Below are 23095 nucleotides of genomic sequence, written 5' to 3' on the forward strand. Positions count from 1 at the left end.
CCAAGATAGAAAACTCAATGGAAGAAAGTTCAGCTAGCATAGAGATCACGACTAAGCGCCCTCGTCAGATGAATCCCGTAATGCGTTTGCTGATCAGCAGTGCTGTGATTCTCGGTTTATGGCAACTGGTGGTCGTTATCTTCGAGATGCCGAGCTTCATTCTACCAGCGCCTGCAGAAGTCTTTATTAAACTATTCGAACGCTACGATGTATTGCTCAAACACACTTGGGTGACTGCGCAGGAGATCTTACTTGGTCTATTGCTCGGTTTGTCGATGGGGCTATTTTTCGCCTTGCAGATGTTGATGTTTGATCCGTTGAAACGTTGGCTGTTGCCTATCTTAATTGCTAGCCAAGCGATCCCTGTGTTTGCGATTGCGCCAATGTTAATGCTATGGCTTGGCTATGGCATTGCATCAAAAGTGGTGATGGCGGCGATCATTATCTTCTTCCCTGTGACTACCTGTTGTTACGACGGCCTGCGTAATACACCGACAGGTTACCTTGATCTTGCCAAGACCATGGGTGCATCGAAATGGCAATTGCTGCGTTATATCCAACTGCCCGCTGCGCTGCCAACACTGGCGTCTGGTATTCGTGTGGCTGTGGTTATTGCCCCAATTGGCGCGGTTGTCGGCGAATGGGTGGGTTCGAGTGAAGGGCTAGGTTACCTAATGCTGCAGGCCAACGCGCGCATGATCATTGATGAGATGTTTGCCGCCTTGTTCATCTTGGCGGTGCTGTCCATCTCGCTCTACTTCATCACAGACAAATTACTCAAAAAAGCTATCCCTTGGGAGAACCAATGATGGTTCGCTCAATAACACTTGTTTAATAAAGCTTCGCTCACGCTATTTATCTAAACAAAACTTCGTTAAAAATTAGCTCTATAAACACAATAATAATATTCAAAAGGAAAGATTAACTATGAAAAACACCAAATTGGTAGGTGCAGTGGCACTGCTTGCTTCGCTAGTTTCAGGTCATGCTCTAGCGGACTCTGAACAAAAGAAACTGACACTGATGTTGGATTGGTTTGTGAACCCGAACCACGGCCCAATTGTGATTGCTCAAGAGCGTGGCTACTTTGCTGACCAAGGCTTAGAGGTTGAAATCCAAGAACCAGCTGACCCAAGCACGCCAGCAAAATTGGTTGCGGCAGGTAAAGTCGATTTAGCGGTAACTTACCAACCAAGTTTAACCATGGATGTAGCGGCAGGCCTGCCTCTGGTTCGTGCATCAACCCTTATTGCGACACCACTGAACACACTGATGGTTTTGGATAATGGCAAGAACGATTCACTAGCGGATCTGAAAGGCAAAAAGATCGGTATTGCGATCGCAGGAAACGAAGAAGCGACTATTGGCACTATGCTAGCGCAAGAAAATGTTGCGTTTACAGACGTGCAAACCATCAATGTCGGTTGGGCACTGTCGTCTTCATTGGCATCAGGGAAGGTAGATGCAATCTGGGGTGGCTTACGTAACTTCGAGACCAACCAGTTAGCTCTTGAAGGCTTTAAAGCAAAAGCATTCTTCCCAGAAGAGCACGGCGTACCAGCTTACGATGAGCTTATCTTTGTTGCGAACGCAAAGCAGCATGACGACGAAGCAATCAAAGCGTTCAACAAAGCATTGGAACAAGCAACCACTTACATTGTGAACCACCCACAAGAGTCATGGAGCGAGTTTGTGGCGTATTCACCAGATACGTTGAACAACGAACTTAACCAACGCGCATGGAACGACACACTGACTCGTTTTGCACTTCGCCCTTCAGCTGTAGATATGAAGCGTTACGATGATTACGCGCAGTTCATGTTCGACAAAGGCATTATCAAATCACTACCAAAAGCCGCTGATTACGTACCGACTTTTGACTAAGGAATCTCATGAAATACCAAGACTTAATCCAAGCCTGTCAGCAAGATTGGCAAGACTACACCGAGCATGATTTTGTTAAAACGCTGGCAAACGGCACCCTCGCTCAGCCGTGTTTTCTGCATTACCTGAAGCAAGATTTTCTGTTTTTGAAGCAGTATGCTCGCGCTTATGCATTGGCAATTTACAAGGCAAAGACACTGGCTGATATGCGCCGTGCACTGCCAAGTGTTCATGCTCTGCTAGATTCTGAAATCTCTCACCACGTGACTTACTGTGGTCAGTGGGGTTTAACCGAATCGGATTTAGAAAATGAACCTGAAGACTTCGGCACAGTTGCTTACACGCGCTACGTTCTAGATGCGGGTATGACAGGTGATCTTGTCGACTTATATGCGGCACTGGCTCCGTGTTCAATCGGTTACGCTGTTATCGGTAAAGCGCTGTTAGAAAGCAGTGATACTGTATTGGAAGGCAACCCATACGCAAGCTGGCTGCAGCTTTACGGCGGTGAAGAATTCCAGTCTGGCGTGGCGACGGGCGCTGAGTATTTCAATCAGCTACTGGCTGAAATTGATATCAACAGCGAGCGCGGTCAGAACATCGTTCATATCTTCAAAACGGCAACGCGTATGGAAGTGGCTTTTTGGCAGCAAGGTCTGAATGCACTTAATGACTCAACCGCGGCTTAAAAGCGACTTTCACGAATAAGGATTAATCCATGCTAACTGAACAAATCATCCAATCGCTGCGCGCAGTACGAGAGCAAAAACCACTGGTGGTGAACATCACCAACTACGTCGTGATGAACAACACGGCCAATGCGTTATTGGCGATTGGCGCTTCGCCTATTATGGCGCACTCACAACAAGAGCTGGCAGAGATGATGTCATTCTCTGGCGCTTTGGTGATTAACATCGGTACGCTCGACAGTGTGTGGACGCCAAGAATGCGCTTCGCCGTTGAACAAGCGAATGCAAACAACAAGGTGGTGGTTCTTGACCCTGTGGGTTGTGGCGCAAGTACGCTGCGTACCGAGACTTCTCGTGAAATTGCACGCTTAGCCGATAAGTTGATCATTCGTGGTAACGCGTCTGAGATTATCGCGTTAGCGGGTGAGCAAGCACAGAGCAAAGGCGTTGATGCGCTAGATAGCAGTGATGCTGCATTAGGCGCAGCGCAATGCTTAGTGGCTGAATACGGCGCCAATGTGGTTATTTCTGGTGAGACAGATTACGTTGTCACCAAAGACAGTGTCGTTACATTAAACAACGGGCATCCAATGATGCCGTATGTGACAGGTATGGGCTGCACGCTAACGGCGTTGACGGGTGCTTTCGCTGCTGTCGGGGATGACAGTGGCTTGGCTGCTGCGGCTGTATTGGGCGTGGTAGGCGAAATCGCGGCTGAGAACTCACGCGGCCCTGGTAGCTTGCAAATGAACTTACTTGATGAGTTATATCAATTGGATGAAGATACGTTGATCCAACGTTTGAAGGTTCAGTAGGTTCAGTAGGTTCAATCTAGATCTGCATTCGTAGCTTATTAAAAAGCCCTCAGCACATATGTGTTGAGGGCTTTTCTATTATTGTTTCAAAACCGTATTAACTCGTCGTCGTGTTTGCTATCTCGTTATATCAGCAATTGGTTTCGTTAGGTTCTAAATCGATTCACTTGGCTCTCTAGGTGATGAGCAACCTCGGTTAAGTCACTCGCTGCGCCAGAAATACTGCTTACAGACTCTTGGTTACTTTGTGCGATGGTGTTTGCACCTTGCGCATTTTCACCCAGCGACTTAGTCAAGCAATCCTGTTCATCAACCGATACTGCGATCTGGCTGTTGGCCTGATTCAAATCTTGGATGTGTTGGTTAATCACATGCAAATTCTGAGAGGCTTGTTGTGCCTGAGTTGAAGCATCTGAAACCGTGCTGTGACTCTCTTTGATCGACTCTAGCGCGTCTTTAGCGCCACGTTGTAGCGAGGTGATGAGCTCATCAATCTGGCTAGCAGAATCTTGAGTACGCTTAGCTAAGGTTCTTACTTCATCGGCTACTACTGCAAACCCACGACCTTGTTCACCTGCGCGCGCAGCTTCAATAGCCGCATTCAATGCCAACAGATTGGTTTGCTCAGAAACGCCTTTAATCACTTCAAGAATGGCACCAATGTTCATCGACTCTTTGTGTAGGTCAGTCACTTTCTGGCTACTCACCTGCATGCTTTCATCGGCGCTGCCAATTTCATGCAGTGTCTTGTCTACTTCTTTAAGTCCCATCGCCACATTCTCGGTTGCTTGGTTTGCAACTTGAGACGCGTGGTTAGCACTTGCAGCAATTTCTGATGTGCTCGAAGCCAATTGATCAACGGCAGAAGAGATATTGATCATCTCATTGTTCAACTGTGTCGCGTTGGTCGAGCTGTTGTTGGTCACTTGATTGAGCGACTCCGACATCTCACCAATACGCACGCTAGAGCGGTTCACTTGGCCGACAATATCGCGCAGAGATTCAATGGTGATCTCCATGTTGGTCAGCAGTTCGCCAATCTCGTTTTTGCTCTCGATGTTCACTTCAACATTTAAGTTGCCTTGAGAAAGCTCATTGGTGATCTGTTTAACCTGTGCGATGCCTTTGGTAATAGAACGAGTCACCAACACAGCGCTCGCCATGCCAATCACCAAAGCCACACCCGTTAGCAAGAAGATGATTTGAACTGAACGTTTTTCACTGGCTTGCAGTTCTGGCGTTAATGCTTGTTTCTGTCGCTCGAGAATGCTTTGAGCATCCGCGACCGCAATCGCTAAACTGTCACCAATAGAGGCGAGGGTTGCGGTTCTTTGGGTGTTCTCAATCATCTGTTGATGAACTTGTTCAAAGCCTTTTGCATACGCTTCGCGCTGGTTAGAGAAGTCTTCAATCAGCTCGCTTTGGTAAGGGGATGATTTAAGAGATTCAATATCGCCCTCGATGCCTGGCAATGCATATTCAAAGATATCTTTACCGGCTTCATAGGTTTTTAGATCGTTGTTGTTTGAGTAACTCAGTACAGTGATCTTGGCTGCGAGGAAGTTCTCCATCAACATACCCGCGTATAAGCTCGCGTTTGGATCATTGTTGTTGTACGACTCATACAACAAGCTCTGAGCGGCTTTGAGGGCGTTGGTTTCTCGTTTGACCATCTCGACATTCACCAATTGGTCGATGAGTCGCTGGCTCTGTTTCATTGAGCCATAAGCCGTGTCAAATGCCGCCACGCTGTCTTGCACTAATTGCAGGCTAGCTAGGCTATCGGTTTTGGTGGTGGTTTGGATTAAGTTGTTCAGCAGTTCATCAATCGCGAGTTTGCTTGATTGATAATTCGTTTCGTATTGCTCATCCAATGACTCTAAGTAACGTTCAGAGGCTAAGCGCATCTGAAGAAAATGCACTTGAATGTTGCCTGACAGTGTCGCTTTCTGGCTGAGCTCACTGTACTGGCTAAAGCCGTTCGACAAGGTTTGGATACCTTTGTAACTCACAAAGCCAGAAATGACGAAAAAGAGTAAGCAGATGGCATAACCTAGCTTGATCTTAAACGCTATAGAAAGGTGGCGCATAACTATCCCTATATTTACCTGATTCCTTCATAGCGAAGTATTCCATAAAACAGCGTTCTGGGCAGGCTTAAGTGAATAGTTTGTGTAATAAGTAACGCTTTAGTTAAAAATTTCAGGATTTTCGGCATGCTCTCAACGAGTTGTATATTCAATGGCACGCGCTTAATTGAGCTAATTTAGTATTAACTTCCATGCACATGATGCGATTTGTCGGTAAAATGGTAGCAACTCTATTTAGACTCCGACTCCAAAGGCACGATATGAACCCTTATAAGCTCTACTTAGTAACGGATGACCAACAAGATTTAGAAACGCTCAAGTTCGTGGTTGAACAAGCGGTCGCTGGTGGTGTCACTATGGTCCAAGTGAGAGAGAAACATGGGGATGTGAGAGCTTTCATTGAACGAGCACAAGCTGTTAAGTCGATTTTGGCAGGTTCTAATGTGCCGTTGATTATTAATGACCGAGTGGACGTTGCGTTGGCTGTGGATGCTGACGGCTTGCATTTAGGTCAATCAGATATGCCTGCTGAGTTAGCCCGTCAGTTGATTGGCCCAGACAAGATTCTTGGTCTGTCGATCGAAACTGAGCAACAGCTTCAAGAAGCCGATAGTCTGCCGATCGATTACATTGGACTCAGTGCGCTTTTTGCCACACCGACTAAGACAAATCTTAAGAAACATTGGGGTTATGACGGCATTAAAATGGCGTTGGAGACAACGAAGTTACCGATTGTCGGTATTGGTGGAATTAACGAGTCGAACATCCCGCAGTTAGTTGAGAGCGGTATTCATGGGTTAGCACTGGTATCTGCGATATGTCACGCTGAAGATCCAAAACAAGCGACGCAGGATTTGTTGTCTCTAATGGGAGAGTGAAGTCTTTTAGACTAGAAAATAAATGATTTTAACTGTTTGTTTTTTTTAGCTAAAACACAAGCACAGAGATGTGCTTATGTTTATCGCTTGAGCTTTTAAGGCAAACTATTAAGCACGCTATGCTGTGTATGAGGCATAACGTTTTTATTGAGCCTGAAAGCGTCTATTGAATGCACAGTTTGATCTACTGAGCACACAGAGCAACAGTACCGATGATCATAACAACGATCGCGGCATACCAGCCGTATTGTGCGGTCTTATCAGCAACAAACACCTTAATGTAGTTGAGTTCTTCATGCGCCATGGCAATGAAGTCTGTGTAGTTAATCGATAACTCGCGGCTCGCTTCTCTCAAGTCTTGCTGAAGTTTGTTGAAAGCCTCATCGATGAAGCCTTTTGTTTCTGAAACAGACGGAGTAGCAACCAAAGTTAAGCTATTCCAAACTGCCATACGCGATTCATACTCGCTTTCACTGACACAATTAAGTACGCGTAAATCATACTCTCGTTTGTTACGCTCTTTGCCCATTTTCTCAGGGCAAATATTTCTTAAAACGTTCACGACAAATTTTCCAAAAGGTTCATTTAGATATAAAAAAGCACTCTAAGAGGGCTCATAAACTGGGTGCGAATCAATATTCAAAAGTGATCTATTTGAAGATTTCACAAGTGGTTGCAGGGCAGGGGCACTTATGTGGGAGATTTGAAGTTGGGTCAGTGGTGTTAAAGAGCGATTTGGTTTTGTCGATATCAGTTTGATAAGACAAATCCTTTGGGATCGCATACTAGTTATGTCACTTTGGGATATCAACTAGGGTGTTTTATCCACACGACAAAGAAAATTATCGGCACGAAAAGCGGAAATGAGGTAGTGCTGGAGAAAACACCACCGTCATTGGCTTAGGATTCCGTTGCTGAAATAGGCTGAACTCAAGGATTGGGGAAGATTAGTTGGCTTGCCATTGATTGTTCTCTAATGAGTGGCCCTTTAGTTTTTCAAGTAAACTTGTTAACACTGGCCCATTGATATGGCTGCGAGACACTAAGCAACCCACTGGAGTAATCCAACCACCATGCTCGTGTGCCACTGGCAGTGCAACGAGATCGCCTTTCTGAATTCCTTCCATCACCATCATTTCAGGCACATTTGCCCACCCTACGTTCTGTTCAACGAGATCAATGATCGTTTTGTGGTTGTTGGCATACCAAAGCATGGAGCTGATACCATAGGTGAACCACAATTCGCGCTGCTTCGAACTGCGATGCACACATTGGCGGTAGCGCTTTAGGTCTGAGTCTTGAACGACGGGCATTTGGCTCAGCTCGTGCGTGGCAGAGCTGACAGTAAGAAAGCGCGCTTGGCCAAGTAGGAAAAAGTCCATATCCACCTTAAGCTCACCATCCGCATAGATGATGCCAATCTGTGCTTTTCCGCGCCTTACTAAGTCTTCAACATCGAAGGTAGATGTCGTAATAATATCGAAGTGTGTGATTGGAAACTGATCGGCTAGTGAGCTGATTATCTTAATGAAATTCTTATCTATGATGCTCTCATCAATGGCAATGATCAGTTCGTGTTCATCTTCTTGCGTCAGCGATTCTACTTTTTGGTCGAAGTACTTTTGTTGGTCGAGAATCGACTTGGCAACAGGCAATAAGGCTTTGCCTGTGTTGGTCAAAACGGGGATGTTTTTCTCGCGGTTAAACAGCTCTTGGTCGATGGCTATTTCGAGATTGGCGATCGATTGGCTGACGCCGGATTGAGCGCGTTTCAGCTTGCGTGCAGCAGCAGAAAAAGAGCCACTTTCACACACGGTGACGAAGACTTTTAATTGCTCAAAACTGTACATTCTATCTCTCGCTCAATACCAAAGGGGGGGGATAACTCCTAGGCTATCACTGTTCGTGATGGCTGTTAACTTTCTCTTATTATTTTCGATGACATAATCCGAGCTAATCCAACATAGACTAGATTATTTAGAGGAATGTATGAGTACATTAGAAAGAGTGTTCCACTCAGTGTTATTCGAAGTTTTGGCCGTAACACTTTCAATTATGGGCTTGGCGATATTTACCGATCACGATGTGAATGCCTTATCAGGAACCATGATAGTTGTTGCCACTATCGCGATGATTTGGAACTACTGTTTCAATCGCATTTTTGACCGTTATTTCACGGGTGAAAAATCAAAGCGTTCGCTCAAGTTACGTGTTTTTCATGTCGTGTTATTTGAGGCAGGCTTGCTGGTGGCGACGATCCCGGTGATGGCGTACTTGCTCAACGTCGGGTTATGGCAGGCATTTTTGATGGACATCGGCGTGACCATTTTTATTACCATTTACGCGTTTGTGTTTAATCTGATTTACGACCATGTGCGAGCATTTTGGGTACGAAAAGCCGATTTAGCGGTTCAGTAAACTACCAAGTCAGTAAATGTAATTTGAGCGACTAACCGTTTGTTTATTCGTTATTTTGACGGGTATATTCGGTTAGTAACTCTAGGTAACGCGGCGTTTGTTCTGCTATCTTAAAGAAGGTGATAATTTGAGTTCGTGAACGGATAGATAAGAGGAAAGGATGCCAAATACCCCTCAGGCAATGACGGTTGTTGATAAGAAAGAAGTCGAATTGTTCGCGGAACTGTTCAAACATATTGATGGTGAAATCTACACCTTACTACGCAGTGCCCAAATCCCTAATGATATTCTCACCAGTAATGACCATTACGATTATCTCCCTGAGACCACTATTAAAAACGTGGTCAAGATTATGGGGGAATCTGCGTCGAGAGAAGAGTTTTCGCTGTTTATGTGGAGTTTTTGCAAGCAAACCTATGTGCCAAGGTTTGTGGCTAAGCTAAGCCAGCAGGGTTCATTGAAAATCGCGCTAGACCAATTTGGTGAGCAGCTTAAGCTCGTATCCAATGGTGCGAATGTTTATACCAAGCAATCCGGAGGCAAGTGGTGGTTGGTTCGTGAGAAGCCATTTACTAACGCACCTTGGTTTAAGTTCGCTGAGCTGTTTTCTGTTATTTTCATTAACGAGCTACTTTCAGTATTAACGCAAGGTCGTTGGAAGCCGTCTGAGGTCGGAATTCAGAATGGCGATCTCGAATGTTTTCAATCTCTACCACAAATGGGCAGTGCTCAGTTTTATACGCATAGACCGGTCACTGCCTTTGAGATCCCTGAAGACATCATGCTTGCACCGATTGTTTTACCCAAAATTGCTCAAGTATCAGACCTCACTAAGCCTTTACCTAGCTCATTCCTGAGCGCTTTTAAGCTTGTTATTAAACCTTATCTCACGATGGGGAAACTCCCAATTAGCTTAGCTTCTGAGATTCTAAATATTCATGTCAGAACGATCCAGCGTCGGTTGGAAAGTGAAGGGGTGGTCTACAAAACCTTGATTGAAGAGATGGTTCTTGAGCAGGTTTTGGAATTGCTTAAGCAGTCAGATCTATCGATCACGCAAGTAGGCGCGAAAATGGGCTATTCCGATTCTTCCCACTTTACCCGAGCGTTCAAAAGACAGATGAACATGACGCCAAGACAGTACCGAAAAGAGCACAGCTAACGTCGGTAAGCAACAGTACAAAGCTATCAGTAAGAGCTCCGGCAATAACAGTTCCTCCAGCCATCAAGCAGAAACCGGAGCCTGAACGCATAATTATTTATTGTCACCAAATGGCCATTTATCAACCTTGAACACTGGCAGTATCACTACTAAGTTATTGAATGTTGATGAGTTGTTTTTGCCTCGATTTTTTCTCGGAATTTTGATTAGATTTTTGTGATTATCGCGGCTAACAAAAACACCTTTGAAACCTCATAACACTCATTAGTAGTTACGGAATCGTTATGGGAAGTGGACTCCACTCATAAACGGAATCAAGGTGTATAAATGAAAAATGCAGGCTTAAAACTCTCTGTTGTTGCTCTTTCGTGTTCATTTGCTCTTTCTGCAAATGCCGCTTCAACGCTATTTACTAACGTCGATGTGTTCAATGGTACTGAAAACAAATTGTACGAAGACCATCATGTATTAGTCGAAGATAATCTTATCAAGCAAATCTCTGCGAGCCCGATAGAGGCTGGCGAAGCTGAAGTGATTGATGGCGAGGGCAAGACTTTGATGCCCGGCTTAATCGATGGCCATGCTCACGTCATGATTAATTATAATTTTGGCGATATTGAATCTAATAAAGACCTTACTGACATTTCAATTCATGCGACTCAAGTGGCTAAGCGCTACTTAGATGATGGTTTTACCACTGTTCGTGATATGGGCGGTCCAGCCTTTGGTCTAACTCGTGAAATTGAGGCGGGTAACGTTGTCGGCCCACGTATTTACCCTTCTGGTGCATTTATTTCTCAAACCTCTGGTCATGGTGATTTCCGAGATCGAAGTGACCCAGGTTTTACTCCGAATTCTGTGGGTGACATTTCTAACTTTGAACGTATGGGGATTGGTGCGGTTGCCGATGGCGTACCAGAAGTGTTGAAAGCGACACGATTGAACCTACGAAATGGCGCGACTCAAATCAAGATCATGGCTGGTGGCGGTGGTTCATCTCGATTTGACCCAATAGATACCACTCAATACTCGATCGATGAGACATGTGCGATTGTTGAAGCTACTAAAGATTGGAATACCTATGTCGCGGCACACACGTTTAACGATCGATCGGTAAATCGCCTATTGGATTGTGGCGTTAAAAGCTTTGAACATGGGTTCTTTATCAATGATGACACGATGAAGAGAATTGCCAAAGAGGGCGGATATATTGTTCCACAAATGTGGGGATTATCACCAGACCTAGCAAAAAATCCGTTGATGCCTGCTGAGAAATTGCCAATGGTGGCCCAACTTCAAGAAGAATACGGTGATTACGGTAAACGACTGTTAGAGAACAATGTGAAGGTCGTTTTCGCCTCTGACTATGTGGGCGCAGATTCCGATGCCGAGCGAGCTCGTCGTTACGAAATTTATTGGCGCACACAAGCTTTCGGTAGCAACTTTGAAGTATTGAAACAAATGACTTCAACGGCTGGTGAAATGTTGGCGATGTCAGGCCCTAGAGGCACCACACAAGGGAAATTAGGCGTTATTGAAAATGGAGCGGTTGCAGACATCTTATTGATTGAGGGTAACCCATTGGAAGACATGGCAGTGATAGGCGCGACTCCGGAATGGTTTGACGCTGATCCTGAATACAAAACCATCGATACTATCAAATTGGTAATGAAAGATGGTGTTGTATACCGCAACGAAATGTAATTTACGATTTGATTTTTAATCATTTGGTAGAGGAGCTTTTCCTCTACCTACTTCCTTTTTGTTGTGTTGGTTGGAGTAGATTTTGATGGTTGATTTAAAATCAATAGGCTCATTTTTTATGTTCTGTTGTTTGTCATTTTCATCATTGGCTAGTGAAATAAAAGTGACGTACTGGGATGAGTTAGTTCCGAGTATGGAGTTAATGGAGGATCCATTTCAAAAGTTAGATAGAAATCAGATGTTTGACATGGCGACTATTGCTCGCTTTAAAGAGGCTCAGGCTGAAGACGGTTTTGTGGCAAGTGATAAAGCGAGACAAGAAATCGTCGACGTTACTGAAAGATTAAAAAAGCAAGATATAGATGTAGAAGCATTGTTCGTTGCTCGTGCTCAGATCATGAAGCAACGCGAAGCGTTAGGTTCGAAACCCAATACAGAGGTAGTAGGTAGTAAACATCGTATCCCTGGTTACATCACGCCGATTGAAATGGATGGAACTAAGGTGACTAAGTTCTTTTTAGTGCCTTCTGCTGGAGCGTGTATTCATACACCACCGCCTCCAGCGAACCAGCTTGTATTGATTGATTTTCCTGAGGGCATTGAATTGGTCAGCTTAATGACACCAGTTTGGGTTGAAGGTCAGTTAACGGGTCATCAATCGAAAGAAAATGTGAATTACTCTGACGGCGCAGCCAATGTGCAGTCGGTGTATGCGATGAAAGCGGAAGGTATAGAACAGTATCAACCTTAGCTAGTGCATCTAGTTGAATCCAATCTCTTGTTGGAAGTATCTAAATCACTCAGTGTCATCAAATGACAATTTTCAATGTGAGTAATGAATAAAATAAAACTAACTTAAAAAGCACTGGTGACATGATGAACTCAAGATTCTCTAAAGTAAGTATGGCTATTGTGATGGCGGCTAGCCCAATGAGCGGCGTTGTTTACGGCGCTAACTTTGAAGGCCCAGATTCTGTTGAAAATACAATTGCAGAGCAGAAAGCACAAAAGAAATCTTGGAGGGAGTCATTAGCTGAAGATGGATTTACATTTGGTGCAGATTACTTTGCTTTGGGGCTGACCTCAGGGGATGGGGTTGGCGGCGATAGCGTTGATGCATCGTCGGGTGTGGTACGATTATACGGTTCATGGCATCTATTAGGAAACGGCACACAGAACTCAGGTAGCTTAGTTTGGAAGGTGGAACATAGGCATGCCTATGGTGATACTCCGCCAAAAGACTATTCATTCGGCCCGCTTGGCTATGTCGGTGCAATTGGTCCGGCATACAGCGACCAAGGGTTTCGTGTTACGGACTTAAACTGGAAGCAAAAAATCAATGATGGCAAAGGCACCATTGTCGTCGGTTGGCAGGATGTAACGAACTATGCGGATGTTTACGCTTTAGCAAGCCCGTGGTCTGGCTTTACTAACTTGGCATTCTCGACAGGCTCAGGTGCGATGGGCTTACCGGATGACGGTGTATTGGCCCTTTCTGCCGGTCATATGCTAGGCGAAAACTTTTATGTGGTCGGTGGTATCGCTGATGCAAATGGTCAGTCAGATGATATTTTTGATGGCTTTGATAGCGCTTTTGGTAGTGATGCGTCTTACTTTACAACACTTGAATTAGGTTGGACGGCTTCACAAGACCTGATTTATACAGACAACTTCCATGTGACGTTCTGGGATTTTGGTGACGATACTCGCCACAGTAATAGCCTTGCAACTGAAGGTGGCTCAGGTGTCAATTTCTCATGGAGTCAGTTTATCACGCCGCAAGTTATGCCGTTTGTGCGAGGTGGTTTCTCAGAAGGTGATGTTGCCCTTTACGATAAATCAATCTCTGTTGGTATGGGATATTTCGGGTTAGGAAAACCGACGAACAACCTTGGTGTTGCGCTAAACTGGGCGGAAGTGAATGGTGATTCTTTTGCAGCTGATGCGAAAGCAATAAGCGGTAATACAGAGCAATGGACGGCTGAAATTTACTACAACATGCAACTCAACGATTTCATCCAAGTGACACCTGATATTCAATACATTAAAGATCCAGCTTTCTCCAATGAAAGTAGCGCTTGGGTGTTTGGTATTAGAGCGAGAGTCTTTATCTAACTTCTCTGTTTGTTAATCGCTGAAACGTAAAGAATAGATGTAAAAAGTGAGCCTGTTTGGCTCACTTTTTTTGTCTTAGGTCTGTATCAAAAGCGGCTATGCTTTTTCGGCTTTGGGCGTGTCATCGAGTGCGAAGTAGATTTTTGAAACAATAATCTCTGCGACCAAAATCGTGAATACCACAGCGAAGAATGCCACCACACCATTCCATGGGCCTGTGAAGTCTACCTTGTCGCCAAACAAGATATTGATGGCTTCCAACATCACAAACTTAGAGCCCACCAAAATCACGTAACTGGATAAACCGCGATAAATCTTAGGCGCTGTACCCGGTTTAGATTTGAAGTAATCTGCGAGCTTATGTTCTAAGCCAATAGACAGTTTGAGCAGGAGTTGTAGCAGAATCGCAGCTGCAAATGAGATGGTGAAAGACTCGATATTGACGAAGTCCCAGTATTCATCAAAAAAATTAAGAACCGTTAAATCGACGAGTACCGCAAGCGTGTAACCGACAAAGAGTCGTTGGGGCGTATTAAATCCATATACTTTTTCTATATTGCTCATCTACTTCTTCCTGAGTAAAGGGTTATAAAAAACTTAGGAGATAATCCTATAATTTTCAAGCGCTTATTGTTTTATATGCGAAATAGGTCTTAAAGTCAGTTTGGCGCATTATGGTAAGTAAGCGTTTTAAGAATGATTCATGATTAGACTTCAATTTAGACAGAGGCGCATATGATTATTCATTTTAGAATCCAAGACGTAGAAGAACTTTGGGGAGCCATCGATTTAGCAACGCTCTTGCAGCTGGAACTGAGAGCAGTATCAACCACACCGTTAACTCTCTGATTGAATTAGTTAAGTTACCAATTACACTTGAAGCATAAGTTTGAATGGAGTCAACTTAATGCTTTCACCCCTATCGCACTATCCCCGTTCTATTATTCTGCTCTTAATGGGCCTCAGTTCTTCCTCGGCCTATGCATCCAATGAATTGATTCAGAACCGCTTAGAGAAGATATTTTCTGTGTCAATTGCGCTGACTGACAGCGATGCCATTTCAATTGGCTTTGTGGATTTTGATCCTAATTCGTTTATCAATTTAAACGACAGTGGTTTTGGATCCGATAAAACCATCGATACTCGAAGCCAAGTGAGTGTGGGCTCCATCCCTTACTCTTCCGTGATTAAAACGGATGACCCTGACTTCGACCTTATTTGGTCTGTGCGAGGGTCTTATGCGCTTTCTGAACAGGATATTGAGATCTCATCAGATGTGACTCCTGACCGTCGTGTTAACCCAAATGAAGACTCGGTATTGGGCCTGTATGGCTTTTTCGGAGGGCAAAACCATTTAAACCAGCATTGGTCTATCGCCTATGGGTTAGGCACTCACTTGCTCTATTACCGCAATAAATACGAATACAACAACAGCTACTCTCAAGCATTTCAATCTCAGCTAGATGGCTACGCATTGAATACATCAGCATGGGCGCTTGTTGCTGAACCTTCAGTCAAACTTCAATACTTGCAACCAAAGGAGTGGGGCAGTTGGAATGTGTCTTCCAGAGTTCGTTACTTTTATGGAACAGGCTGGGGCGAAGCGAACGATGGCGATATCGGTAACCCAGAAGGGATGCGATTCATTAATGAACTAGAGTTTAGGCAAAATGTAGCGCTCGATGCTTGGTCGCTTAATAACCCTCAAATCCACTATAACTTAACAAGAATCGATGTCGCGGGTGATTTGACTGCTCCTTTAGATACGCACTATTACTATGAATTCGGGGCCGGATTAGTATTTGATGTGCCTTACGATTCTTACTTTTTTGACAACTTCGGGATTGGAATTAACTTCAATTATGGCAGCTCACTCAGTGGTGGTAGCTTGCTATTCTTACTCAATAATTAGCATAAGTTATTGATCTTAATGGTACTCATATAATTTGAATTTGTATGTGTCGTAAAATGGTAAATATCTTAGTGAAAACTTAGCCATCATAGTCATTCGCCCATCACTAGAGCAGACTATGAATAAGTTAAGTTTGGACCGAAAAATGCCGCTATACGTGGTGTCTACACTTGCCCTTAATATGGCAGTTAGCTTGTGGTTATTGAGTATGGCTTCTTCGGCAGTCATGGCTTTTTCTGTGTGCGCGTTGTTTTTTCTCAGCACCCTCATTACCGCACGCCTATATCGACATGAAATGGCTCAAAGCAAGAATAGCTTGTCTGAAGCGATCATTGATGGCGTCGCTGGTTTTATCATCCTCGATAGTCAATTGAGGGTAATACAAGTCAATCAACAGTTCTCTAGAGTTTCAGGTTATGCCTTTAATCAAGTCGAGTCTCGCCCGATTTCTGATCTCTGTTTTATGAATAACAGCAGTTTAATATCGACCATTACTCGCTCACTCAAGGAAAACCAGAGATGGAAGGGTGAGTTGAGTGGAGTCAGTCGACTTGGTGAACATTTTACTGTGAATGTGGCTGTCGAAAAGTTAGCTGAAATACTGTCGCACAATAATAAATATGTGGTGACCTTTACGGATATTAGTCGACGCAAAGTATTAGAACGTCGATTAAGAATGTTGGTGGACACAGATTCTCTCACAGGGTGCTGGAACCGCCGCCGTTTTGATAAAGATCTCAACCATTATTCAAACTTAGCGGAGCGTTATGGTTATACACACTCTTGTTTGGCGTTGATCGATTTAGATCATTTCAAGGCCATCAATGATAATCATGGTCATGATCAAGGTGATTCAGCGCTGAAAGAGGTCGCTGAACTGTTGAGAAATAACAGTCGAGACACCGACATCGTCGCGCGAGTAGGCGGCGAGGAGTTCGCTATCTTGATGCCCGAAACTAATTTAGCAGAAGCGTTTGAGGCGATGTATCGATTGAAAGAAGTGATTGCCAAAGGAACAACACTGAACCTGACTGTGAGCAGTGGTGTGTCTGAAATACAGGCACAAGCCGAAGCGACCTATCGCAGTGCGGATAAGGCGCTTTATCGCGCTAAAGGTAATGGGCGAAATAGAGTGTGTAGCTCTAGTTCTAGCTCAGGCTCGGGCAGTGCAGCGCCCATTGTCCTTGGTTAGGCGTGTGTTGCAATTAACTAATCGGTGAGAGCGGTATCTAAGCCGAAGTCGAGCGTTGATAGATCTTGGGTGTTAACCCTGAAACGCGCTTAAACGCACGAGAAAAATGCGAGATGTTGGTGTAACCGAGCTGGCTAGAAATGTAGGTCAGCGTGTGGCCTTCTTCCATCAGTTCGCAAGCTACCGAAAACATCAGGTTTTCTTTGATCTTTCGATAAGTGGTGTTTTCGTTCTTGAGTTTGCGTTGGAACGTTCGCACCGAAAAGTTGAGTAGCTCAGCGGCTTCTTCAAGAGAGAGGTCTTGTTCTTTCATGTACGGCTTTAGAAGCTCATAAACGCTATCGGTAAAGCTGGTGTGCCACTCAATCAGTGTCGGTTTAGCACTGAGTTCTTTAGAGGTTAGGCGAATTGGGAGTTGTAAGATTTCTTCAGGAATAAGCACAGCCGTCGACGACTGATCAACAAACAGTTGGCAGCTACTTGGCACAAGTGTTTTGACGACATCGATGTCATGTCCTTGAAGACGCACCTTATTAGGTAACCATGGGGATTGGGATAAAATGGTTATTAATTCAATGATATATGTAATCGCAAAAGCTTCCCCCCATTGAAACATAGGGGAATTGTCTTCGGGGGCAGTTCGGCAAAACCAGCTCTGACCGTGTTCTTGAATAAACTCGACTTTGCTGCCTGGGGAGTCATAGGCAAAGATTGAATTGATCTGTTTTAGTGCATCACCAATGGTTTCGAATTCGGTAAATTGATGCAAGACATTTGGGATGATTCGACGTCGAAATGCGAGTCCAAGAATATCGGTGAACCGAGATACGCCGAGTTGTGCTGATGTCAGATAAATCAAACGCTTAATGGATTCCGATGGCACAAAATCACTTTCTGATTCGATAAGGTCGGGTGGTAAACCGGAATCTTTAAGCAACAGATGTAAATCAAGACCATAGTCAGAAAAAACCTGAACCAGAATTTTAGCGTAGTTCGTTTGAATTACCGGGACTTGGTAGTGACTAGAGGTCATTGGAATACAATCCTGTATATATTGTTGCATTATTAGACGTGCATATCATTTGCAACGTTTTGTTTACTAAATCTAACCCTATTTACTTGAGTTTTCCATCGCTGGGTTTATTTTTAAAGTATTAATTTTGTTGATCTTAGTTATCTAGAAGGGAGTCCCATGTCAGAAGCCAAAGGGAATAAGCAAGAAGCCAATGAAGAAGTTGGCCAGCAAGAAAATGGAAAAGACAAAGTAAGAAAGGTCACAAACTACCTATTGTTGTTTGTTGCATTCATGTTGATCTTCAGTGTCATTTCAGACCGCATCATCCCTATTACTGATAATGCTCGTGTAAAAGGTTATATCGTTCCAATCAAGCCAGAGGTGTCGGGTAAAGTACTCGACATACTGGTTCAACCTAACCAACTGGTTAATCAAGGCGACAAGTTAGCCATTTTAGATGAGTCTGATTACAAAATTGCAGTACAACAAGCCGAGCAAAATTTAGAGATTGCAGGCCAAAATGTCGGTGCTCAAACCGCGAGCATTGCTTCAGCTCAAGCGAAACTTACTTCAGCGATTGTTGAAAGACAAAACACCAAGCTGCAAGCCAAGCGGGTTTTAGAGATGGCCGATAAAGGTGTGGTTTCTAAATCAGATGCAGATAAAGCGCGAGCAGCATTAGCGACCTCTCGGGCGGCTGTTGTGAATGCAGAGGCTGATCTTGAAGGTGCGAAGCAACAAATGGGTAAAGAAGGCGAAGAGAACAGCCAAGTGAAAGCGGCATTATTGGCGTTGGAGCAAGCTCAATTAAACCTAGAACGCACGGTTATCAAAGCACCAACTCAAGGTGGAGTGTCTAACTTCAGTTTGTCAGAAGGTTTCTATGCCTCTGCAGGGCAAGCCATAATGACGTTTGTCTCAACTGAAGATATTTGGATTGAAGCTTATTATCGTGAAAATAGCTTAGGCAATGTCACGGTTGGTGATGAGGTTGAAATCGCTCTCGATTTTGCTCCGGGACAAATCGTTAAAGGTCGAGTGAGTAGCATTGATTGGGGGGTCGACTGGGGGCAAAATGATCAAGCGGGTAAGCTTGCTCAAGCGAGTCAACAAACGGGCTGGTTACGTCAAACTCAGATGCTTCCGATCATGATTGAATTTGAACGTGGTGATATGCAAGGTATGTTGCGTGTTGGTGGTCAGGCTGATGTGATTGTGTATAGCGGTGACAACTTTGTTTTTAACGCAATAGGTAAGCTGTGGATTCGATTTATAAGCGTATTGTCTTATGTCCGATAAGCCGATTATTGACCAACAAATACAACAACGGATCCTGCGGTATACCGTAGGCGTCACGTTGGCGGTATTTTTGGCTGCTTGGATAAATTGGCCTCTTGCATTCGTGGCGCCAGTGTTCACGGCTAAGTTCTTAATCGATAAGCCTAATCTACATAAGGAAACGGTCTACGAACTGTTGTTGGCGGTGGTCGCCACCATGGCGTTAGGTTTGTTGTTGTCTCGCGGAATTACACACTATCCGATCCCTCTGTTGATCTTAGTTGGCTTAATGATGTTGTGGGGTTATTACTTATTCGTTGACCCGAAATGGAATCTGTTTGCGACCATTTTATTGATTGCCGTGTTGATGCTGCCTTTCATGGCTATCTCAAATCCTGGGATGTCCGTGCTGTTGGCATCAGGTTTGGCGACTTCTGGTGTTGTTTCTGTGATGATTTTTGCTCTGGTGCATATCTTTTTTCCAGAGCCCAAATCGGAGTTTTCAGGCTTCGCCGCAGCGCCGCTAGAAAAGAAACAACGTTGGTATGCTGCTTTTAGAGCGATGATCATCTCTTACCCTGTGGTGTGCTTTTTCTTTATCTTTCAGATATCTGAAGCACTGCTTACCATGATGTTTATCGCTTTGCTGTCGTTAATGATTACCTCAGAAAAATCCGTAAAACTGAGCGCTTTTCTGGTGATCAGTAATGGTATTGGAGGCTTGCTAGCGATTGCTGCTTTTTCAATCCTTTCTATTGTTCCCAATATTGTCTTCTATTCTTTATTTATAGGCCTTATCGCCATTCTTATCGCGACAAAAATTTATACCGTTCCAGAAAAAGCGCCTATTTTTGCCACCGCATTCAGCACCTTATTGGTACTGGTAGGGAGCACGTTGATGAGTTCTGGTGATATTGATAGCAACACATTCATACGTATATTCCAGTTAGTGTTAATTGGAGTTTATATGATTTTGGCTTCACTCTTCCTTGAAACCAGGAATTGGAAGTTCTTACAAAATCAGCCTTAATTTTCCCCTTACAAGGACGTCTCATGAAGTTAACCGATGATTTTTCAAAACAGGCGATTGATGCCGCAATAAAAATTGCAGCCATTGCCATGCTCGTCTATTGGTGTTTTTCGATTTTACGCCCATTCATTTTATTGGTGGTATGGGGAGCGATTATTGCGACTGCGCTGTATCCAGTGGCTGTCGCTATTTCAAATAAAACGGGGATGTCGAAAGGTAAAGCCAGCGCATTGTTGAGCTTTATCGGTGTGTTGTTGCTGCTGATTCCATTGGTCGCACTCTCTTCGGGTATTTACACCAGTGCATCGGATCTAATGACAGGGTTACAAGATGGAACCTTATCTCTGCCTAAACCCAAAGAATCCTTACAAGATATCCCATTCGTTGGCGAAAGAGTTTATGCCTCCTTGGTTCATGCTTCTTCGAATATCGAGAGTGTATTCATAAAGTATGCCGAAGAACTGAAGATACTTGCGTCTAAAGCGGCGTCGGTTTTAGGTTCTTTAGGTGGTGGTTTTATCCAATTTATTATCTCGACTATTATTGCTGGTGCATTCATGAGTAATGCCGATAAATGCCAAACAGGTGTGACTCACTTAGTGGCGCGTTTAACGGACGGTAAAGGTGAAGAGCTCGTTCAACTTTCAAAAGCAACAGTACGTAGCGTAGTACAAGGTGTGATAGGGGTTGCTGTCATTCAATCCATCATGTCGGCAATTGGTTTGGTTATCGCGGGCGTTCCTGCTGCAGCGTTTTGGGCGCTAGCTGTGCTGCTCATTGCAATCATCCAACTGCCACCTATTCTTGCTTTGCTACCTGCAATTATTTACATGTTCAGCGTTGAATCGACGTTGGCTGCCAGTTTGTTCTTGGTGTGGTGTATTTTGGTCAGTGGCAGTGACGCTATCTTGAAGCCTGTACTGCTAAGCCGTGGTTCTCATATTCCAATGTTGGTCATTTTACTGGGTGCGCTCGGCGGAATGGCGATGTCAGGAATAGTCGGTTTGTTTGTTGGTGCTGTGGTTCTGAGTTTGACTTATGAGTTGATGATGGCGTGGCTTGGACTTGAAGAGACAAATCAAGAAGAAACTGAGAAATACCAAGAAGAGACAGAGGAGAAATAGATGAAGGCAGTCTCGAAAGACGACAACTTCTACTTCTTGTTTTATGCACTATTGGTGTTGTTTTTTGGTTGTGCGGTGATGCAGCAGTTTTATCCGCAAGGCCAGAAAACGATACTATTCCTTATCATCATTACTCTAGCGAGTTCAATTGTTGGTATACATAAAGAGCGAGCCTTGTACCGTTCTTGGTATGGATTATTGCTGATAACGGCGACGGTGTCCGGTGTGTTTTCGTTTTTGGAAGGCTATAACCTGTCGATAGTGACACTGTCTGCCTTAGCTATCTTTTTGTTTTCACACATTTATTCGGCGTTAAAACAGGTGATGAAAGCGACAACGGTGACACCTAATCATATTATCGGCTCTATCTGTATTTACTTATTGTTGGGATTTGCTTGGTCGACCATCTATTTGTTGATTTTGGAAATCTTCCCAAATGCGTTTAATGGGTTAGAAGAGCAATTCTGGCTAACGAATTTGTTCAATGCGATGTACTTCAGTTTCATCACTTTGACTACGGTTGGTTATGGGGATATTTCACCGACTTTGCCTATTGCTCAGTTCTTTGTGTTTATGGAATCTATCATCGGTAGTTTCTATTTAGCCATCATGGTGGCGAGCTTGGTGAGTATTCGGCTTACACAGTCTCAATATCAATAGGGCATTTACAAATAATAGAGCACACACGAAGAAGCCCAGCAGTTGCTGGGCTTCTTCTATTTTGTGAGCTTTAAAGTCTTTTTAAGTTTGAACTCTGTGTGGGCGATGAATCTTACGCTTCAGTGCCTTGTATCTTCTCTAATTCAGCGATGGTCGTTTGTGACACAAGCTGACCATCCATGTAATAGCTAACGTTTTGACCCTCTTTGATACCTGTCAGAGTTGCCGTTTCACCAGAGGTATAGACGATGTCCATTTGAACCGTGTTTTCGTCAATCTTAATCATCTCACCCGTTTCAATCGTGCGATTGTTTGAAATTGGACCTACAGGGGCTTCTTTCAGGCTTGGGTCTAGGTCGTCGTTTACTTCAAAGTGTGTATCTGTTTTTGTATCAAATACGTGTGGTGAACCACTGATTGGGTTTTTACCTGTCCAGAATTCGAGTGAGTTGAATACGACATAGTCGGCTGCGGTTGTAATACCGTACACAGGCGCTAATAAGAAGTTTACACCTGCACGAGCATAGCGGTTATCGACAACTTCAACGTTAAATTTCATCACTTTCCCTGTTACGGCGTTGCTGCCGATACAACCAGTTAGCGCAGAAGCCAAAACCGTTAGTCCTACAATTTTAAGTGCAATCTTTTTCATTTTAGTACCTGTATAAGTTAGAAGTCTGTTTTGTTGGAACAGGTGTAGTATGGTTTTTATTCGATTCAGAGTTTTACCATTTAGCGCCACTGACGATAGAAAATTGGTTATGTACTTTAAGTATCAAAAGCTAGATCTAGAAAACCGGACATAGAAAAGCTGGCTACAAAAATCGGAGCATAAAAAAAGCGCGACCTAATAGGGCGCGCTTTTGGGTATTTGGATAAGTCGTAATGAAAACAACGACTCCAATACAGAATTACTTCATCACATAAGAATAGGCCGATACGACAAGCCAGCGGAAAAATCGAAATAAAAGGGTAGTGGCTTTAACGGTAAACTTGGCGATTGATACCGTTGCTTCTGCACCAACGCTAACGCACTTATGCAGATCGGATTCTTTGTATTCGGAATAGGTCATATGGTTTCTCATTTCTCGCTGTTGTCTTTCATATGTAAGTAATGACTCCTGTCTGG

At 44.0% G+C, this 23095-nt stretch carries 21 protein-coding genes and 1 pseudogene; 16 read left to right on the forward strand and 6 right to left on the reverse strand.

Annotated elements, in window-relative coordinates:
• Positions 1-74: 74 nt before the first annotated feature.
• The 4 genes and pseudogenes from AC3CIA_RS21335 to thiM form a co-directional block, all read left to right on the forward strand.
• Positions 75-809 (forward strand): annotated as a pseudogene (locus AC3CIA_RS21335) (ABC transporter permease); the annotation flags it as partial.
• Between the two features lie 118 nt (positions 810-927).
• Complete coding sequence (locus AC3CIA_RS21340; RefSeq protein WP_017067315.1) at positions 928-1884, forward strand: ABC transporter substrate-binding protein; 957 nt, start codon at positions 928-930, stop codon at positions 1882-1884.
• An 8-nt stretch (positions 1885-1892) separates the two neighbouring features.
• On the forward strand, positions 1893-2573 hold the full coding sequence (gene tenA, locus AC3CIA_RS21345; RefSeq protein WP_017109110.1) for a thiaminase II: 681 nt from the start codon (positions 1893-1895) through the stop codon (positions 2571-2573).
• Between the two features lie 29 nt (positions 2574-2602).
• Entirely contained in the window at positions 2603-3388 is a 786-nt protein-coding gene (thiM, locus tag AC3CIA_RS21350) for a hydroxyethylthiazole kinase (protein ID WP_488519012.1), read from the forward strand.
• Positions 3389-3534: 146 nt separating this feature from the next.
• Here the strand turns inward: thiM and AC3CIA_RS21355 are convergent, their stop codons facing one another.
• Positions 3535-5478, reverse strand: a complete 1944-nt coding sequence (locus tag AC3CIA_RS21355) for a methyl-accepting chemotaxis protein (protein WP_488519013.1) — start codon at positions 5476-5478, stop codon at positions 3535-3537.
• Between the two features lie 260 nt (positions 5479-5738).
• Here AC3CIA_RS21355 and thiE point away from each other — a divergent pair, with 260 nt between their 5' ends.
• Entirely contained in the window at positions 5739-6356 is a 618-nt protein-coding gene (gene thiE / locus AC3CIA_RS21360) for a thiamine phosphate synthase (RefSeq protein ID WP_372244639.1), read from the forward strand.
• A 184-nt stretch (positions 6357-6540) separates the two neighbouring features.
• Here thiE and AC3CIA_RS21365 read toward each other — a convergent pair whose 3' ends face one another.
• Positions 6541-6885, reverse strand: a complete 345-nt coding sequence (locus AC3CIA_RS21365; protein ID WP_146456574.1) for a thiamine-phosphate diphosphorylase — start codon at positions 6883-6885, stop codon at positions 6541-6543.
• Between the two features lie 418 nt (positions 6886-7303).
• On the reverse strand, positions 7304-8206 hold the full coding sequence (locus tag AC3CIA_RS21370) for a LysR family transcriptional regulator (protein WP_061021942.1): 903 nt from the start codon (positions 8204-8206) through the stop codon (positions 7304-7306).
• A 139-nt stretch (positions 8207-8345) separates the two neighbouring features.
• Between AC3CIA_RS21370 and AC3CIA_RS21375 the strand changes: the two genes are divergently transcribed.
• The 5 genes from AC3CIA_RS21375 (at position 8346) to AC3CIA_RS21395 (ending at position 13755) form a co-directional block, all read left to right on the forward strand.
• Entirely contained in the window at positions 8346-8774 is a 429-nt protein-coding gene (locus tag AC3CIA_RS21375) for a PACE efflux transporter (RefSeq protein ID WP_488519014.1), read from the forward strand.
• 181 nt (positions 8775-8955) lie between these two features.
• A complete protein-coding gene (locus AC3CIA_RS21380; protein WP_488519651.1) occupies positions 8956-9936 on the forward strand; it encodes a helix-turn-helix domain-containing protein in 981 nt (326 codons plus the stop codon).
• Between the two features lie 327 nt (positions 9937-10263).
• The gene (locus AC3CIA_RS21385; protein ID WP_488519015.1) at positions 10264-11640 is read left to right on the forward strand and encodes a metal-dependent hydrolase family protein; all 1377 of its coding nucleotides are present in this window, start codon (positions 10264-10266) and stop codon (positions 11638-11640) included.
• Positions 11641-11842: 202 nt separating this feature from the next.
• The gene (locus AC3CIA_RS21390) at positions 11843-12391 is read left to right on the forward strand and encodes a DUF3299 domain-containing protein (protein ID WP_253656786.1); all 549 of its coding nucleotides are present in this window, start codon (positions 11843-11845) and stop codon (positions 12389-12391) included.
• A gap of 164 nt (positions 12392-12555) precedes the next feature.
• Positions 12556-13755 (forward strand): carbohydrate porin, encoded by a 1200-nt coding sequence (locus AC3CIA_RS21395; protein ID WP_488519652.1) that lies wholly within the window; start codon positions 12556-12558, stop codon positions 13753-13755.
• Between the two features lie 96 nt (positions 13756-13851).
• On the opposite strand, the gene AC3CIA_RS21400 is transcribed toward AC3CIA_RS21395, so the two are convergent.
• Positions 13852-14319 (reverse strand): hypothetical protein, encoded by a 468-nt coding sequence (locus tag AC3CIA_RS21400; RefSeq protein ID WP_004731619.1) that lies wholly within the window; start codon positions 14317-14319, stop codon positions 13852-13854.
• Between the two features lie 343 nt (positions 14320-14662).
• On the opposite strand from AC3CIA_RS21400, the gene AC3CIA_RS21405 reads away from it, so the two are divergent.
• On the forward strand, positions 14663-15667 hold the full coding sequence (locus tag AC3CIA_RS21405) for a Solitary outer membrane autotransporter beta-barrel domain (RefSeq protein ID WP_054545669.1): 1005 nt from the start codon (positions 14663-14665) through the stop codon (positions 15665-15667).
• Positions 15668-15785: 118 nt separating this feature from the next.
• On the forward strand, positions 15786-16859 hold the full coding sequence (locus AC3CIA_RS21410; protein WP_488519016.1) for a sensor domain-containing diguanylate cyclase: 1074 nt from the start codon (positions 15786-15788) through the stop codon (positions 16857-16859).
• 37 nt (positions 16860-16896) lie between these two features.
• Here AC3CIA_RS21410 and AC3CIA_RS21415 read toward each other — a convergent pair whose 3' ends face one another.
• Positions 16897-17892, reverse strand: coding sequence for an AraC family transcriptional regulator (locus AC3CIA_RS21415; protein WP_488519017.1), 996 nt, complete (start codon positions 17890-17892; stop codon positions 16897-16899).
• A 159-nt stretch (positions 17893-18051) separates the two neighbouring features.
• On the opposite strand from AC3CIA_RS21415, the gene AC3CIA_RS21420 reads away from it, so the two are divergent.
• Genes AC3CIA_RS21420 through AC3CIA_RS21435 form a run of 4 tightly spaced genes read left to right on the forward strand, consistent with a single transcriptional unit; the run spans position 18052 to position 21966 of the window.
• Positions 18052-19173 carry an HlyD family secretion protein gene (locus tag AC3CIA_RS21420; protein WP_488519018.1) on the forward strand — a complete coding sequence of 374 codons (1122 nt, stop codon included), beginning with the start codon at positions 18052-18054 and terminating at the stop codon, positions 19171-19173.
• Positions 19163-20182 carry a DUF2955 domain-containing protein gene (locus AC3CIA_RS21425; RefSeq protein WP_102554426.1) on the forward strand — a complete coding sequence of 340 codons (1020 nt, stop codon included), beginning with the start codon at positions 19163-19165 and terminating at the stop codon, positions 20180-20182. Before AC3CIA_RS21420 ends, AC3CIA_RS21425 begins: the two co-directional genes overlap by 11 nt.
• A 23-nt stretch (positions 20183-20205) precedes the next feature.
• Positions 20206-21306 carry an AI-2E family transporter gene (locus AC3CIA_RS21430; protein WP_488519019.1) on the forward strand — a complete coding sequence of 367 codons (1101 nt, stop codon included), beginning with the start codon at positions 20206-20208 and terminating at the stop codon, positions 21304-21306.
• On the forward strand, positions 21307-21966 hold the full coding sequence (locus AC3CIA_RS21435) for a potassium channel family protein (RefSeq protein WP_488519020.1): 660 nt from the start codon (positions 21307-21309) through the stop codon (positions 21964-21966). It begins immediately after the preceding gene.
• Positions 21967-22078: 112 nt separating this feature from the next.
• On the opposite strand, the gene AC3CIA_RS21440 is transcribed toward AC3CIA_RS21435, so the two are convergent.
• Positions 22079-22618 (reverse strand): DUF3332 domain-containing protein, encoded by a 540-nt coding sequence (locus AC3CIA_RS21440; protein WP_029222428.1) that lies wholly within the window; start codon positions 22616-22618, stop codon positions 22079-22081.
• Between the last annotated feature and the right edge of the window lie 477 nt (positions 22619-23095).

The organism is Vibrio sp. QJM3NY_27 (assembly GCF_057785955.1).